At 71.9% G+C, this 16,667-nt stretch carries 8 protein-coding genes, 1 tRNA gene and 1 rRNA gene; 9 read left to right on the top strand and 1 reads right to left on the bottom strand.

The features are described from left to right. A 5S ribosomal RNA gene (gene rrf, locus ACIBPC_RS17915) occupies positions 1-105 on the top strand; the annotation flags it as partial. A 6-nt stretch (positions 106-111) separates the two neighbouring features. Then, a tRNA-Thr gene (locus ACIBPC_RS17910) sits at positions 112-184 on the top strand. A 140-nt stretch (positions 185-324) separates the two neighbouring features. On the opposite strand, the gene ACIBPC_RS17905 is transcribed toward ACIBPC_RS17910, so the two are convergent. After that, complete coding sequence (locus ACIBPC_RS17905) at positions 325-2,931, bottom strand: SpoIIE family protein phosphatase (protein ID WP_398845588.1); 2,607 nt, start codon at positions 2,929-2,931, stop codon at positions 325-327. A 290-nt stretch (positions 2,932-3,221) separates the two neighbouring features. Between ACIBPC_RS17905 and ACIBPC_RS17900 the strand changes: the two genes are divergently transcribed. The 7 genes from ACIBPC_RS17900 (at position 3,222) to ACIBPC_RS17870 (ending at position 16,656) form a co-directional block, all read left to right on the top strand. After that, on the top strand, positions 3,222-8,678 hold the full coding sequence (locus ACIBPC_RS17900) for a HAMP domain-containing protein (protein WP_398845585.1): 5,457 nt from the start codon (positions 3,222-3,224) through the stop codon (positions 8,676-8,678). 387 nt (positions 8,679-9,065) lie between these two features. Beyond that, on the top strand, positions 9,066-9,737 hold the full coding sequence (locus ACIBPC_RS17895) for a response regulator (protein ID WP_362968374.1): 672 nt from the start codon (positions 9,066-9,068) through the stop codon (positions 9,735-9,737). Positions 9,738-9,796: 59 nt separating this feature from the next. Next, positions 9,797-12,595, top strand: a complete 2,799-nt coding sequence (locus ACIBPC_RS17890; protein WP_398845582.1) for a DNA translocase FtsK — start codon at positions 9,797-9,799, stop codon at positions 12,593-12,595. Between the two features lie 392 nt (positions 12,596-12,987). After that, positions 12,988-13,824, top strand: a complete 837-nt coding sequence (locus ACIBPC_RS17885; protein WP_362968376.1) for a RodZ domain-containing protein — start codon at positions 12,988-12,990, stop codon at positions 13,822-13,824. Between the two features lie 51 nt (positions 13,825-13,875). Further along, a complete protein-coding gene (rimO, locus tag ACIBPC_RS17880) occupies positions 13,876-15,426 on the top strand; it encodes a 30S ribosomal protein S12 methylthiotransferase RimO (protein WP_362968377.1) in 1,551 nt (516 codons plus the stop codon). Then, complete coding sequence (gene pgsA, locus ACIBPC_RS17875; protein WP_362968378.1) at positions 15,423-16,076, top strand: CDP-diacylglycerol--glycerol-3-phosphate 3-phosphatidyltransferase; 654 nt, start codon at positions 15,423-15,425, stop codon at positions 16,074-16,076. The genes rimO and pgsA overlap by 4 nt, the downstream gene beginning before the upstream one ends. After that, on the top strand, positions 16,066-16,656 hold the full coding sequence (locus ACIBPC_RS17870) for a CinA family protein (RefSeq protein ID WP_398845577.1): 591 nt from the start codon (positions 16,066-16,068) through the stop codon (positions 16,654-16,656). The genes pgsA and ACIBPC_RS17870 overlap by 11 nt, the downstream gene beginning before the upstream one ends. Positions 16,657-16,667 lie beyond the last annotated feature (11 nt).

Here is a 16,667-nt window from a genome sequence, read left to right as displayed (position 1 = left end):
GGCGGAGAGGAAACGCCCGGTTACATTCCGAACCCGGAAGCTAAGCTCTCCAGCGCCGATGGTACTGCATGGGGGACCGTGTGGGAGAGTAGGTCACCGCCGGACAATATCGCCCCAATAGCTCAGTCGGCAGAGCGTCTCCATGGTAAGGAGAAGGTCAACGGTTCGATTCCGTTTTGGGGCTCTCGGCACAACAAGCAATTCCAGGCTCTCACTTCGGTGAGGGCCTTTTTCGTTTCTGTCCGGCGAGCACAAACACAATGCCCCATGCGTCCGCCGGAGTTGACGGAGTCATGGGGCATCAGGCTTTCGGGCGACGGGAGATCAGGCGTCCGGCATCCGGAGTGTCAGGATCGCCATGTCGTCGGAGGGCGGGTCGCTCGCGAAGCGTTCCACGGCACGCAGCACACGGGCCGCCACCGCGCCGGCCGTCATCCCCGTACAGGACGACAGGACATCCGCCAGGCCGTCGTCGCCCAGCATGCGCGTGCCTTCCCGGCGTTCGGTGACGCCGTCCGTCACGCACAGCAGAACGTCCCCCGGATCGAGCCGTGCCGTCTCCTCGAACAGCTCCAGCTCCTCGATCACACCGAGCAGCGGCTGGGCCCCCACGGCCGGCTCCACCGTGCCGTCCGGCGTCAGCCGCAGCGGCAGGGGGTGCCCGGCGCACACCATCTTGAGCAGCGCGCCGCCGTCCTCCTGCGGCCACAGCTCGCCGTACAGGAGCGTCAGGAAGCGCGCGCGGTCGCCCTCTTCGAGGATCGCCGCGTTCAGCCGCTCCAGCACCGCCGGGCCGCCGAGGCCCTCGCGGGCGAGGAGGCGCAGCGCGTGCCGGGCGAGACCCGTCACGGCCGCCGCCTCGGGGCCCGTGCCGCACACGTCGCCGATCGCGAAGCCGTACGCGCCCTCGCGGATGGGGAAGACGTCGTAGAAGTCGCCGCCCACCTCGTTGCCCTCGCCCGCGGCGCGGTAGATCACCTCGACCTCGACGCCGGAGATCACCGGCACCTTCGGCGGCAGGAGGCTCCGCTGGAGCGACTGGCTGATCGCCGTACGCTCGCTGTAGAGGCGGGCGTTGTCCAGCGCGAGCGCGGCCCGGCGGGACAGGTCCTCGGCCAGCTCCATGATGTCCTGGCGGAACCGCTCCTCCGTCGGCTTGCCGAGCGCCAGCAGGCCGATCACGCGGTTGCGCGCCACCAGCGGCAGCACCACCGTCTCGCCGCCGACCGCGGAGGCCGTGGACAGACTGGCGCCGGGTGACGCGGCGGCCGAGGGCGGCTGGCCGAGCGCCAGGCTCCGCAGCGAGCTGCGGAGCGCCGTGTTGTGCGCCGCGTCCGCGGGCGCGTGCCAGCGCCGCACGCCCAGCGTGATGTCGGGGTCCGGCGGTTCGACCCGCTTCAGCAGGGCCTTGATGCCGTCGATCCGGTCCTCGTCCTCGTGCAGCACGTAGGAGAGCACGGGGTCGCCGAGGTCGGAGATCGTGTAGACGGCGCACCAGGTGGCGAGCGTCGGGACGGTCATCTGGGCCATCAGCGCGAGAGTCTGGTTGCGGTCGAGTGTTCCGGCGAGCAGCTCGGACGCCTCCACGAGGAAGGCCAGCGAGCCGCGCCGCAGCCGTTCCAGCTCCGTCAGGCGCGCCGACTCGACGGCCAGCGCGATGCGGTCGGCCGCGAACTGCAGGCGCAGCGCCTCTTCGTTGCTGTACCGGCCCGGTGTCTCCGAGGCGACGCCGAGCGAACCCGTCAGCCGGCCCTCGACCTTGAGGGGGACGATCACGACGGCGTGCATCCCGGTGCCCGACAGGAGCGGTACGGCGCCCGGCGCGGTCGCCAGGTCCTCGTGCACCGCGGGCATGCGGGCCGAGCCGTACCTGCCGTTGCCCGTCTCGACGGGGACGCGGGCGAACCGCTGCCGCGCGGAGGGCAGGCCGGTCGTGGCGCGGACCTCCAGCTCCGTCTCGTCGTCGGTCGCGAGCAGGAGGAACGCGGCGTCGCCGTCGAGCATGTCGCGGGCGCGCTCCACCGTGCGCTGGAGGAGGCCGTCGAGGTCGTCCGGCGGAGGGCCGCCCACTAGGCCGTCCAGCGGGTCGCCGGTGCGGTCGAGCGCCTCGCCGCCGGAGTGCAGCGGCAGGCGCACGGGGCTCTGGAGGACGGCGCGCTCGTCGTCGCGGACGATCAGGCAGACCGTGGACGGTTCGCCGAGGGTGTCGCGGACGCGCAGGTGGCACGCGTACACCGGGACGGTGCGGCCCTGGGCGTCGCGCAGGCCGTACGTGCCCTCCCAGCGGGAGAGGGACAGCGCCTCGGCGATGCCGGTGCCGGTGCCGGGGGTCTGCGGCCAGGCGGCCAGGTCCCCGAGGGGCTTTCCGACGACCTGGTCGGGGTGGTAGCCGAAGAGGAGGCGGGCGTCGTCGTTCCAGGCCGTGACGGTGTCCGAACGGTCCACCTGGACGACGGCGACGCGGACGCGCTCGTCGGCGACGGGCAGCGTCGCGTCGGGGACGACCGGGCCCGCCGAGCGGGTGCCCACCGGGGTGGCCGCCTGGTCGAGGCGGAACCAGACGCGCTTCTCGCTGGTCGTGTAGTCCACGCCCCAGTGCGAGGCGAGCGCGGCGCACAGGAGGAGGCCGCGGCCGCCCTCGCTGTTGAGGTCGAGGCGGTTGCGGCTGACCTCGGCGAGGGGCAGTTCGCGCTCCGGGTGGCGGTCCACCACCTCGATGCGGACGCCGTCCTTGTCGCGCAGGCAGCGGACGTCGGCCGCCGTACCGGCGTGGACGACGGCGTTCGTGACGAGTTCGCTCGTGAGGACGACCGCGTCCTCGGTGAGGTCGGTGAGGCCCCAGCCCTGGAGGGTGTCCCGCACGAACCCGCGCGCGGTCGCGACCGAGCGGCCCACCGGCTCGAAGGTGGCCGCAGCTCGCGCGGTGATCACGTACTCCCCCAGAGGTCTCTCGTTGTGCCGGATGCCAGGTTACTGACGTCGCCGTGCGAGGCGAACGGCGCATCCGCTGAATTCCCCCGGACCGGCGGACAGTGGTAAGCGATGCTGCCGAACTGTTATCGCCCGGTCGGTCGGGAGTGAAACACTGGGAGTGCCCGGTGTGAGAGCCCCGGGCGCAAGGTCGATCCTGCGGGAGGGACACAGTGGTGTCTGAGGGAGCGGATGTGCGCGCCGGGACGCGCGCGCGAACGAGGAGGCCGAGGGTCGGCGGCACCGTCGAAGTGGACGCTGCCGCCCTCGACCGGCTGCTCTCCGCCCTGGAGGCCATGCGGGACGGCAACATGCGCAAGCGCCTCACCGTCGTCGGCGAGGGGCCGATGGCGGAGATCGCCGCCGTCTACAACCAGGTCGCCGACCGCGGCCTGCACCTGACCGGCCAGCTCGCGGGCGTACGGCGGCTCGTCGGCCGGGAGGGGAAGCTCACCGAGCGGATGGAGACCGGCGTCTGCGAGGGCGCCTGGGGCAAGGCCGTCGACGACGCCAACGACCTCGTGGACGACCTGGTGCGCCCGGTCGCCGAGGTGGGGCGCGTGCTGACGGCGGTCGCGGACGGTGACCTGGAGCAGCGGATGGAGCTGCGGGTCGAGGCGCGGGACGGGACGGGACGGCCGCTCAAGGGCGAGTTCCTGCGCGTCGGCCGTACGGTCAACGGGCTCGTGGACCACCTCTCGCAGTTCACGGACGAGGTGACGCGCGTCGCCCGTGAGGTCGGCACGGAGGGCAAGCTCGGCGGCCAGGCGAAGGTCCGCGGCATGTCCGGCTCGTGGAAGGGCCTGACGGACTCGGTCAACACCATGGCGGCCCGCCTGACGGCGCAGGTCAGGGACATCTCGACCGTCACCAAGGCGGTGAACGAGGGCGACCTGTCGCGGAAGGTGACCGTGCATGTCGCGGGCGAGATGCTGGAGCTGAAGGACACCGTCAACACGATGGTGGACCAGCTCTCGTCCTTCCAGTCCGAGGTGACGCGGGTGGCCCGCGAGGTGGGCACCGAGGGCGTGCTCGGCGGGCAGGCGCAGGTCAAGAACGTGGCGGGTGTGTGGAAGGACCTCACCGACTCCGTCAACACGATGGCGGGCAATCTCACCAAACAGGTGCGGGAGATCGCCCAGGTGACGACCGCCGTCGCGAACGGCGACCTGTCGCAGAAGATCACGGTCAGCGCGCGCGGCGAGGTCGCGCAGCTCGCGGACACGATCAACGACATGACGCTGACGCTCCAGTCGTTCGCCGACGAGGTGACCAGGACCGCCACCGAGATCGGTACGGAGGGCGCGCTCGGCGGGCAGGCGCGCGTCCAGGGCGTGGCCGGGGTGTGGAAGGAACTGACGGACTCCGTCAACACGGCGTTCCGGAACCTGACCGCGCAGGTCCGCGACATCGCGCAGGTGACGACGGCGGTCGCCAACGGCGACCTCTCCCAGAAGGTCACCGTCAACGTGTCCGGCGAGATGCTGGAGCTGAAGAGCACGGTCAACCGGATGGTCGACCAGCTGTCCTCGTTCCAGTCCGAGGTCACGCGCGTGGCCCGGGAGATCGGCGACGAGGGCGCGCTGGGCGGGCAGGCGTCCGTGCTGGGCGTCGCGGGCGCGTGGAAGGACCTCACCGACTCGGTGAACACCGCGTTCCGCAACCTCACCGGCCAGGTGCGCAACATCGCGCAGGTCACGACCGCGGTGGCGAACGGCGATCTCTCGCAGAAGGTGACGGTGGACGTCTCCGGCGAGATGCTGGAGCTGAAGAGCACGGTCAACCGGATGGTCGACCAGCTGTCCTCGTTCGCCGAGCAGGTGACCCGGGTCGCGACCGAGGTGGGCATCGAGGGGCGCCTCGGCGGCCAGGCGCAGGTGGAGGGCGTCAGCGGCACCTGGAAGGCGCTGACGGACTCGGTGAACCGGATGGCGTCGAACCTCACCGACCAGGTGCGGAACATCGCGCAGGTCACGACCGCCGTCGCGAACGGCGACCTCACCCAGAAGATCGCCGTGGACGCGCGCGGCGAGATCCTGGAGCTGAAGAGCACCGTCAACACGATGGTGGACCAGCTGTCGTCCTTCGCGGAGCAGGTCACGCGGGTCGCGCGCGAGGTGGGTACGGAGGGCCGCCTCGGCGGGCAGGCGCAGGTGTCCGGCGTCGCCGGCACGTGGCGCGACCTCACCGACTCCGTCAACGGGATGGCGGGCAACCTGACGGGACAGGTCAGGAACATCTCGCAGGTCGCCATGGCGGTCGCGCGCGGTGACCTCACGCAGCGGATCACCGTGGACGCCAAGGGCGAGATCCTCGAACTGAAGGACACGCTGAACACGATGGTCGACCAGCTGTCGTCCTTCGCCGAGCAGGTCACGCGCGTGGCCCGCGAGGTGGGCACGGACGGGCGGCTCGGCGGGCAGGCGCAGGTCGAGGGCGTGGCCGGCACGTGGAAGGACCTCACGCAGTCGGTCAACAGCATGGCCAACAACCTGACGCTGCAGGTGCGGAACATCGCCGAGGTCACCACCGCGGTGGCCAAGGGCGACCTGACGAAGAAGATCACGGTGGACGCGCGCGGGGAGATCCTCGTGCTGGTGACGACCGTGAACACGATGGTCGACCAGCTCTCGTCGTTCGCCGAGCAGGTCACGCGCGTGGCCCGCGAGGTCGGTACGGAAGGCCAGCTCGGCGGCCAGGCGCAGGTGCGCGGCGTCTCCGGGACGTGGAAGGCGCTCACCGACAACGTCAACCTGATGGCGCGCAACCTCACGACCCAGGTGCGCAACATCTCGGAGGTCGCCACGGCGGTGGCCAACGGCGACCTGTCCAAGAAGGTCACCGTCGAGGCCAGCGGCGAGGTCGCGCAGCTCGCCGACACCGTCAACCGGATGGTGACGACGCTGTCGTCGTTCGCCGCCGAGGTGACGCGGGTGGCGCGCGAGGTGGGTACGGAGGGGCGGCTCGGCGGCCAGGCGAAGGTCCCGGGCGTCTCGGGCACGTGGCGGGACCTCACGGAGTCCGTGAACCGCATGGCGTCCAACCTGACCGGGCAGGTCCGCAACATCCGCATGGTCACCACGGCCATCGCGCAGGGCGACCTGACCAAGAAGATGGACATCGACGCGCGGGGCGAGATCTTCGAGCTGAAGCAGACCCTCAACACGATGGTGGACCAGCTGTCGCTCTTCGCCGACCAGGTGACGAAGGTCGCCCGCGAGGTGGGCACCGACGGGCAGCTGGGCGGCCAGGCGCGGGTGCCCGGGGTCGCCGGCACCTGGAAGGACCTCACCGACTCGATGAACGAGATGGCGGCGAACCTGACGCGTCAGGTCCGCGGCATCGCGCGGGTCGCCGAGTTCGTGGACCGCGGCGACCACAACGTGCGCATCGACACCGACGCGGCGGGCGAGATCCTGGTCGTCCAGGAGAGCGTCAACAAGATGATCATCAACCTCCGCGAGACGACGCTCGCCAACAAGGAGACCGACTGGCTCAAGAGCAACCTGGCGCGGATCTCGGGCCTGCTCCAGGGCAGGCGGGAACTCGCGGAGGTCGCCAGCATGGTGATGAGCGAGCTGGTGCCCGCCGTCACCGCGCAGCACGGGGCGTTCTTCCTCGCGGCGCAGACGGACGGCGACGTGGTCGGCGTCAGCGGCGGGTCCGACTACGAGCTGCGGATGTACGGGTCGTACGGCTTCGCGCCGGGGCACCAGGCGATCTCGTTCCGGCCGCGTGAGTCGCTGGTGGGGACGGCGGCCGACGAGAAGCGGATGATCCTCTTCGGGCCGACGCCCGAGGGGTACCTCAAGATCTCGTCCGGTCTCGGCGAGGCGCCGCCGGTCTTCGGCGTCGTGCTGCCGGTGCTGTTCGAGGACCAGGTGCTCGGCGTGCTGGAGCTGGCGTCGTTCAAGCCGTTCACGCAGATCGAGCAGGACTTCCTGAAGCAGATGGCGGAGATGATCGCCACCACCGTCAACACGATCAGCGTCAACACCCGCACCGAGCTGCTGCTCGCCGGTTCGCAGGAGCTGGCCAGCCAGCTCAAGACGCAGACGGCGGAGCTGGAGCAGCAGCAGGTGGCGCTGGAGTCGTCCAACTCGGAGCTGCGCGAGAAGGCGGACCTGCTGGCGCAGACCAACCGCCGGATCGAGGTGAAGAACTCCGAGATCGAGGAGGCGCGGCGCGGGCTCCAGGAGCGGGCCGAGCAGCTCGCCGTCTCGATGCGGTACAAGTCCGAGTTCCTCGCGAACATGTCGCACGAGCTGCGGACGCCGCTCAACTCGCTGCTGATCCTCGCCAAGCTGCTCGCCGACAACGCGGAGGGCAACCTGTCGCCGAAGCAGGTCGAGTTCGCCGAGACGATCCACGGCGCGGGCTCTGACCTGCTCCAGCTGATCAACGACATCCTCGACCTGTCGAAGGTCGAGGCGGGGAAGATGGACGTCAGCCCGACGCGCATCGCGCTGGTGCAGCTGGTGGACTACATCGAGGCGTCGTTCCGCCCGCTGACGGCGGAGAAGAGCCTGGAGTTCTCGGTCCGCGTCTCGCCCGAACTGCCCGCGACGCTGCACACGGACGAGCAGCGGCTGCTGCAGGTGCTGCGCAACCTGCTGTCGAACGCGGTGAAGTTCACGGACACCGGGTCCGTCGAGCTGGTGATCAGGCCGGTGTCGGCGGAGGTGCCGGCCGAGATCAGGGACCAGCTGGTCGAGAACGGCGCGGGGCTCGCGCCGGACGCGCCGCTGGTCGCGTTCGCCGTGTCCGACACGGGCATCGGGATCGCGGCGAGCAAGATGCGGGTGATCTTCGAGGCCTTCAAGCAGGCGGACGGCACGACCAGCCGCAAGTACGGCGGCACCGGGCTCGGGCTGTCGATCAGCCGGGAGATCGCGCGGCTGCTCGGCGGGGAGATCCACGCGGCGAGCGAGCCGGGCCGCGGCTCGACGTTCACGCTCTACCTGCCGCTGCAGCCGACCGAGCTGCCGCCGCCCGGGTACGGGCAGATGGGCGGCGGGCAGATGGCCACGGGCGGGGCGGTGCCGATCGAGGCGCGGCGCCCCGACCTCGCGCTGGAGGCGGGCCCGTCCGCGGCGGCGCGGGGCGAGCAGCACGGCCTGAACGGGAGCGAGCGTACGGCCGAGGAGGTGCCCGACCGCGACCGGGAGAACAGCCGCCGCGCGTCCATCGCGGCCGAGCGCGCCGCCGAGTCGCTCACCCGCCGCCACCGCGAGCGGTTCTCCGAGCCCGTTCCCGGCGAGGAACCGGGCGCGCGGGCCGGGGAGTCGTCCGTCGACGACGAGGAACTGCGCAAGCTGTACCGCGAGTTCCGCGGCCGCAAGGTGCTGATCGTGGACGACGACGTGCGGAACGTCTTCGCGCTCACCAGCGTCCTCGAACAGCACGGTCTGCGGGTGCTCTACGCGGAGAACGGGCGCGAGGGTATCGAGGTGCTGGAGTCCAACGAGGACGTCGTCCTGGTGCTGATGGACATCATGATGCCGGAGATGGACGGCTACGCGACGACGTCCGCGATCCGGCGCATGCCGCAGTTCTCGGGGCTGCCGATCATCGCGCTGACGGCGAAGGCCATGAAGGGCGACAAGGAGAAGACCATCGAGTCCGGCGCGTCCGCCTACGTGACCAAACCGGTCGACACGGAACTGCTGTTGACCGTGATGGGGCAGTGGATGCGCAGCCGGGCGTGACGTGCGGTCGGGGACGTGGGAGCGGAACCACGGGCGCCGTCCGGGCGTTGTGCAGGTCGGACGGCGTGGTTCGCCGGGCTCGGGTGCCCGTGGTATCGTGACGCAGCGCAATGTGCTGATCACCGGGCGCCTTGCGTTCCTCTCCGTTCGGGCGAGTGGGCAGGGTGGTTCGCCGGTGGTGTCGAGGTCCGGGCCGGAGTGACATCGGTCTCCCGCGAGGGTGCGGGAACCCCCGGGGACGGCGTACACCGGCGCATGGCCGAGCAGGCTCGCTGGCATCGGTGCCGGGGAGGATGCCACCATGTCCGGCACAGGAGGCGGGCGGCGGGACAGCGCCGTCCACAACGGCGGCGCGTGACCGCGCCGCAGGGGCGAGGAGGACGGGCCATGGTGCAGAAGGCCAAGATCCTCCTGGTCGATGACCGGCCCGAGAATCTGCTGGCGCTGGAGGCGATCCTCTCGGCGCTCGATCAGACACTGGTCCGTGCATCGTCAGGGGAGGAAGCGCTCAAGGCGCTGCTCACGGAGGACTTCGCGGTCATCCTGCTGGACGTCCAGATGCCGGGCATGGACGGCTTCGAGACGGCGGCGCACATCAAACGGCGCGAGCGCACGCGCGACATCCCCATCATCTTCCTGACCGCGATCAACCACGGTCCCCACCACACGTTCCGGGGCTACGCCGCGGGCGCGGTGGACTACATCTCCAAGCCGTTCGACCCGTGGGTCCTGCGCGCCAAGGTGTCGGTGTTCGTCGATCTGCACATGAAGAACGTGCAGTTGCGCGAGCAGGCCGCCCTGCTGCGCCGCGAGCTGGAGGGCGGGCACGCGCAGCCGGACGCCGAACGCGGCGCGGGCGGCCTGCTGCCCGAGCTGTCGGCCCGCCTGGCGGCGGTGGAGGAGCAGGCCGAGGTCCTCTCCAAGGAGCTGTCCGAGTCGGGCGGCAGCGCCGCCGTCTCCACGGCGGCCCACCTGGAGCGCAAGCTGGCCGGGCTGCGCAGGGCACTTGACGCCCTGCAACCCGGCGCGGGACAGCAGAAGTCCGTCGATTCGCGCTGACGTCCCCTCAGGGGGTGTGCTCCGTGTTTCGGAGGTGAGTCCCCGGTAACCTCACCCCCATGGCCTCACGTACGCCCGGCAAGGGTCCCCAGAACGGGCGCGGCGGTGCGGGGGCGGCAGGCAGGGCCGCCCCCGTGAAGAAGGCTCCCGCGAAGAAGGCGGCGGCGCGCAAGCCGCCGGCCAAGAAGGCGGCACCCCGCAAACCCCCGCCGCCGCCCCCGAAGCGCCCGCTCCTCGTCCGCGTCGTCCGCGGCCTGTGGCTGGGGATCGCGCACCCGGTGGGCGCGCTGCTGCGCGGCGCGAAGGGGCTCGACCCGGCGCACCGCAAGGACGGCCTGGCGCTGCTGCTGCTGGCGCTCGCCCTCGTCGTCGCGGCCGGTACCTGGTCCAACCTCAGCGGGCCGGTCGGCGAACTGGTCACCATCATCGTGACGGGCGCGCTCGGCCGCCTCGACCTCGTCCTCCCGATCGTCCTCGCCTTCCTCGCGGTCCGGCTGATCCGGCATCCGGAGAAGCAGGAGGCGAACGGACGGATCGTCATCGGGCTGACGGCGCTCCTCGTCGGCGTGCTCGGGCTCGTGCACATCTTCACCGGCGCGCCGGGGCGCAGCGAGGGCGCGCAGGCCCTGCGGGACACCGGCGGCCACCTCGGCTGGGCCGCGTCGCGGCCGCTGATCCTGGCGGTCGGCGAGCCGCTGGCCATGGCGCTGCTCGTGCTGGTGACCGTCTTCGGGCTGCTCGTCGTCACGGCGACCCCGGTCAACGCCATCCCGCGCCGCCTGCGGGAGGGCGCGGTGCGCCTCGGGCTGCTGGAGGAGCACGCGCCGGACGGGCCGGGGCCCGGGTTCGGCGCGGGCATCGAGGCGGCGCCCGGCGAGCAGGACCCGTACGGGGACTGGGACGAGCCGGACGCGTACGGCGACGAGGAGCCCTACCGCGACCGTCCCGCGCCCCGCCGCGGCGGGCGGCCCCGGCGTGCGCCCGGGGCGGACGGCGGCGAGACCGCCGTGGCCAGGCCGCGCCGCGGGGGGCATGGCACCGCGGACCCGGTGGACGTGGCGGCCGCGGCCGCGGCGTCGCTGGACGGCGCGCTGCTGCACGGCGTGCAGCCGTCGCCGCTCGTCGCCGAGATCAGCAGCCGCGTCTCCACCGGGCGCGGGCGGAGGGGCCGCGACACGGACACCGGCGATGTTCCCGGCGTCCCCGGTGCTACCGACGTCCCGGACGGCTCCGAGGACGCCGACAGGGCCGACAGCACGGGCCGTACCGGCAGGCCCGCCGCGGCGTCGTCCCCGTCCGGCGCGGTGCCCGACCTGACCAAGAGCCCCCCCGAGCCGGTGGCCGCGCTCCCCCCGCGCGCCGAGCAGCTCCAGCTCGCCGGGGACGTCACGTACGCCCTCCCGTCCCTCGACCTGCTGACGCGCGGCGGCCCCGGGCGCACGCGCAGCGCGGCGAACGACGCGGTGGTGGACTCGCTGACCACGGTCTTCACCCAGTTCAAGGTGGACGCCCGGGTCACCGGCTTCACGCGCGGCCCGACCGTCACGCGGTACGAGGTCGAGCTGGGCCCGGCCGTGAAGGTCGAGAAGATCACGGCGCTGGCGAAGAACATCGCCTACGCCGTCGCCAGCCCCGACGTGCGCATCATCAGCCCGATCCCGGGCAAGTCGGCGGTCGGCATCGAGATCCCGAACAGCGACCGCGAGATGGTCAACCTGGGGGACGTGCTGCGCGCCGCGGACGCCGCCGGCGAGACCGATCCGCTGCTCGTCGGCCTCGGCAAGGACGTCGAGGGCGGCTACGTGATGGCCGACCTGACGAAGATGCCGCACCTGCTGGTCGCGGGCGCCACCGGCTCCGGCAAGTCGTCCTGCATCAACTGCCTCATCACGTCGGTCATGGTGCGCTCCTCGCCGGACGACGTGAAGCTGGTCCTCGTCGACCCCAAGCGCGTCGAGCTGACGGCGTACGAGGGCATCCCGCACCTGATCACCCCCATCATCACCAACCCGAAGCGGGCCGCCGAGGCGCTCCAGTGGGTCGTGCGCGAGATGGACCTCAGGTACGACGACCTGGCGGCGTACGGCTTCCGGCACATCGACGACTTCAACGCCGCCGTGCGCGCGGGCAAGGTCAGCCCGCCGGACGGCAGCGGTCGGGAGCTGGCGCCGTACCCGTACCTGCTGGTGATCGTGGACGAGCTGGCGGACCTGATGATGGTCGCGCCGCGCGACGTCGAGGACGCCATCGTCCGCATCACCCAGCTGGCCCGCGCCGCCGGCATCCACCTGGTGCTGGCCACGCAGCGGCCGAGCGTGGACGTCGTGACCGGCCTGATCAAGGCGAACGTGCCCTCCCGCCTCGCCTTCGCCACCTCGTCGCTGGCGGACAGCCGCGTGATCCTCGACCAGGCGGGCGCCGAGAAGCTGATCGGCAAGGGCGACGGGCTGTTCCTGCCGATGGGCGCGAACAAGCCGGTCCGCATGCAGGGCGCCTATGTCACGGAGGCGGAGGTCGCGGCCGTCGTCGGGCACTGCAAGGAGCAGACGGCGCCGGTCTTCCGGGACGACGTGACGGTCTCGTCCGGCGCGAAGAAGGAGATCGACGAGGAGATCGGCGACGACCTCGACCTGCTGTGCCAGGCGGCGGAGCTGGTGGTGTCCACCCAGTTCGGCTCGACGTCGATGCTGCAGCGCAAGCTGCGGGTCGGGTTCGCCAAGGCGGGGCGGCTGATGGACCTCATGGAGTCGCGCGGCGTGGTGGGCCCGAGCGAGGGGTCGAAGGCCAGGGACGTCCTCGTGAAACCGGACGAGCTGGATGGCGTGCTCGCGCTGATCAGGGGGCAGACGGAAGGCTAGGGTCTGTCCGGCGGATCTTGCCTGTCTCACGACGCCGGCTACGGCACCTCGCTGCGTTGCCGAATCGCGCGAATACGGTCGGGTATGAGCTGCGATCCGGCGCCTTGCGATGCACCGCATCCGGCGCCTTGCGATGCACCGCATCCGACGCCGTGAGCCGCGACAAGATCCGCCGGACAGACCCTAGGCCGTTCCCCCGTTCGGCCGCTCCCGGGCGTACCGCTGTCGCGGTGCGGCGCCGTGGGCCGTAAGGGCGGGGTGGCGGCCGGGGAGCGGTGCGGTACGGCCATCCGGTTGGCGGACAAATGCAGTCGGCCCGGTTGCCCGATCCTTCCGCTCCGCCCCTAGACTTATATGCACAGCACGCGGCCTCCCGCTCGAAAGGCGCCCCCGTGTCCCAAGGCAACTCCGCAGCCGAGGACCGGCGTTCCGTCGGCCGGCTCCTTCAGCAGGCGCGTATCGAAGCACGGCTGACCGTGGATGACGTCAGTGCGTCCACTCGGGTGCGTATTCCGATCGTGCAGGCGATCGAAGAAGACGACTTCAGTCGCTGCGGCGGGGACGTCTACGCCCGGGGCCACATCCGCAGTCTCGCCCGCGCGGTCGGTCTCGACCCCGCGGAGCTGGTCGAGCTGTTCGACGAGCAGCGGGACCCCGAGCCCGTGCTGCTCTCGTCCGGACCTCTGTTCGACGCGGAGCGCATCCGGCCCGAGCCGCGGCGGCCCAACTGGACGGCCGCCATGGTCGCGGCCATCGTCGCGGTCGTCGGTTTCGTCGGCTTCACCTTCTTCAGCGGCGGCGGCGAGACCAGCCCCGGCGCCACCGCCGAGAACTCCCCGGTGCCCGGCCGCCCCGGCGGCGTCGCCGGGGGCGAGCCCGAGGCGGGCGACCCGTCCGCCGCGCCCCCCACCCGGCCGCAGGAGGACGAGCCCGAGCCGTCCGAGAGCGCCGTGGCGGCCGCACCCGCCGACAAGGTGACCGTCCGGCTCACCATGGACGGCGGCAACAGCTGGATCTCCGTCAAGGACAGCACGGGCCGGGTCGTCTTCGAGGACGTCCTGCGGGACGGCGACTCCCAGACCTTCACCGACGACGACCGGCTCGACCTCGTGCTCGGCAACGCGGGCGCCGTCCAGCTGCACGTCAACGGCAAGGAGATCGACACCGATTTCGAGTCCGGCCAGGTGCAGCGCCTGACCTACACGCCGGGCGACCCCGAGGAGGGGTGACCGTCGCCGGGCGGGGGAGGCGCGCGGCCGGGGACGAAGTAGGCTGAGCCCATGTCCGAACGCCGCACCGTCGCCCTGGTCACTCTTGGTTGCGCCCGTAATGAGGTGGATTCAGAAGAGCTGGCGGGGCGTCTCGCCGCGGACGGCTGGGACCTCGTGGACGACGCGGCGGACGCCGAGGTCGCCGTGGTCAACACCTGCGGCTTCGTCGAGGCCGCCAAGAAGGACTCCGTCGACGCGCTCCTGGAGGCCGGGGAGCTGAAGTCGGGCGCGGCGGGCGGCGGACGCACCCGCGCCGTCGTCGCCGTCGGCTGCATGGCGGAGCGCTACGGCAAGGAGCTGGCGGAGGCGCTGCCCGAGGCGGACGCCGTCCTCGGCTTCGACGACTACGCTGACATCTCCGAGCGGCTGCGCACCATCCTCGCGGGCGGCGTCCACACCTCGCACGTCCCGCGCGACCGCCGCAAGCTCCTGCCCATCAGCCCCGCCGACCGGCAGGGCACCGACGTCGCGCTGCCGGGGCACGGCGCCGCGCCCGTCCCGGCCGACGCCATAACCGACCTGCCCGCCGGGATCGCCCCGGCGTCGGGGCCGCGCGCGCCGCTGCGCCGCAGGCTGGACGACAGCCCCGTCGCGTCCGTGAAGCTGGCCTCCGGCTGCGACCGGCGGTGCAGCTTCTGCGCGATCCCGTCGTTCCGCGGCTCGTTCATCTCGCGCCGCCCCTCCGACGTGCTCGGCGAGGCCCGCTGGCTGGCGGAGCAGGGCGTCCGCGAGATCATGCTCGTCTCGGAGAACAACACGTCGTACGGCAAGGACCTCGGCGACCTGCGGCTGTTGGAGACGCTGCTGACCGAACTCGCCGCGGTCGACGGCCTGGAGCGCATCCGCGTCAGCTACCTCCAGCCCGCCGAGATGCGCCCCGGCCTGATCGACGTGCTCACCGGCACCGAGAAGGTCGCGCCCTACTTCGACCTCTCCTTCCAGCACTCGGCCCCGGCCGTGCTGCGCGCGATGCGCCGCTTCGGCGACACCGACCGGTTCCTCGACCTGCTGGCGACCATCAGGGGCAAGGCCCCGCTGGCCGGGGTCAGGTCCAACTTCATCGTGGGCTTCCCCGGCGAGACCGAGGCCGACGTCGCCGAGCTGGAACGCTTCCTGACCGCCGCGCGCCTCGACGCGATCGGCGTCTTCGGCTACTCCGACGAGGAGGGCACCGAGGCCGCCGGATACGAGGGCAAGCACGCGCCCGAGGTGGTCGCCGAGCGGCTGGCGCGCGTCACGCAGCTCGCGGACGGGCTGATCGCCCAACGGGCCGAGGAGCGGATCGGCGAGCCCGCGCGAGTCCTCGTGGAGTCCCTGGACGGGGACGACGTCGAGGGCGAGGAGCCGTGGACCGGCGCGGACGGGCTGTCCGGCGAGGTGCTCGCCGTCGGCCGCGGCGCGCACCAGGCGCCGGAGACGGACGGCCACATCATGCTCGTCGGACCGGCGGACGCGGCCAAACCCGTCGTCGGGCACTTCGTGGACACCGAGATCGTCGCCACGCGGGGCGTGGATCTGGTCGCCGTGCTGCGGCCCGGCCCCGACGGGGCCGCCAGATGACAGGAATCCCGGCCTCCGCCGCCGGACGCGGCCGGGCGGCGGACGCGCGGACGGCCGCCGCGGCTCCGGGGCTGTGGAACATCGCCAACGTCCTGACCATGGTCAGGCTGCTGCTCGTCCCCGTCTTCGTGCTGCTGATGTTCGCCGACGGCGGGCACGACCCGGCCTGGCGCTCGCTGGCCTGGGCGGCGTTCACCGTCGCCATGATCACGGATCTCTTCGACGGCGAGCTGGCCAGGCGCCGCAACCTCGTCACCGACTTCGGCAAGATCGCCGACCCCATCGCCGACAAGGCGATCATGGGCGCCGCCCTCATCTGCCTGTCGCTGCTGTCCGCCGTCCCGTGGTGGGTGACGGCGGTCATCCTCGTGCGGGAACTGGGCATCACCGCGATGCGTTTCTGGGTCATCAGGTGGGGCGTCATGGCGGCGGGCCGCGGCGGCAAGCTGAAGACCCTCACCCAGGGCATCGCCGTCGGGATGTACATCCTGTCACTCACCGGGCCGCTGGCGTCACTGCGCTGGTGGGTGATGGCGGCAGCCGTGGTGTTGACGGTCGCGACCGGTCTCGACTACGTGCGGCAGGCGCTCGTGCTGCGCCGCGCGGGGCTCGCGAAGGAGCGCGCGGAGGCCGGTGGCCATGCGCGGTAACACGGCCGGTGACACGGAGAGTAGCGGCTCGCTCACGGCCCGGCAGGTGCTCCAGCTGCTCGCGGAGCGCGGGCAGACCGTCGCCGTCGCCGAGTCCCTGACGGGCGGGCTGGTCGCCGCGACCCTCACGGACGTACCGGGCGCCTCGCAGGCGTTCCGCGGCTCCGTGACGGCGTACGCGACCGAGGTCAAGCGGACCGTGCTCGGCGTGGACGGCGGCCTGCTCGCCGAGCGCGGCGCGGTGGACGCGGAGGTCGCCAGGCAGCTCGCCGCGGGCGTGCGCGCCCTGCTGCGCGCCGACTGGGGACTGGCCACGACGGGCGTCGCCGGGCCCGCCGAGCAGGACGGAAAGCCGGTCGGAACGGTGTACGTCGCGGTTTCGGGCCCGGCAACCGGGAAAGTCGTGGCTCAGCGACTCAGCCTGCACGGCGACCGCGCCGCCATCAGGACCGGCAGCGTACGAGCGGTCCTCACCCTGCTGCGCAACGAGCTGGTCCTCCCGGTCGGCCGGGCGGACCGTGGTGCGGAGGAGGGGCAGGATACGGAACAGGACGGAGGAGATGGATGTTTGCAGCCCTGAGTGAACAAGAC

Source organism: Streptomyces sp. NPDC049879, assembly GCF_044461265.1.
In the GTDB taxonomy this organism is placed as follows: Bacteria; Actinomycetota; Actinomycetes; order Streptomycetales; family Streptomycetaceae; genus Streptomyces.
This window is presented reverse-complemented; position numbering and strand designations above follow the sequence as displayed.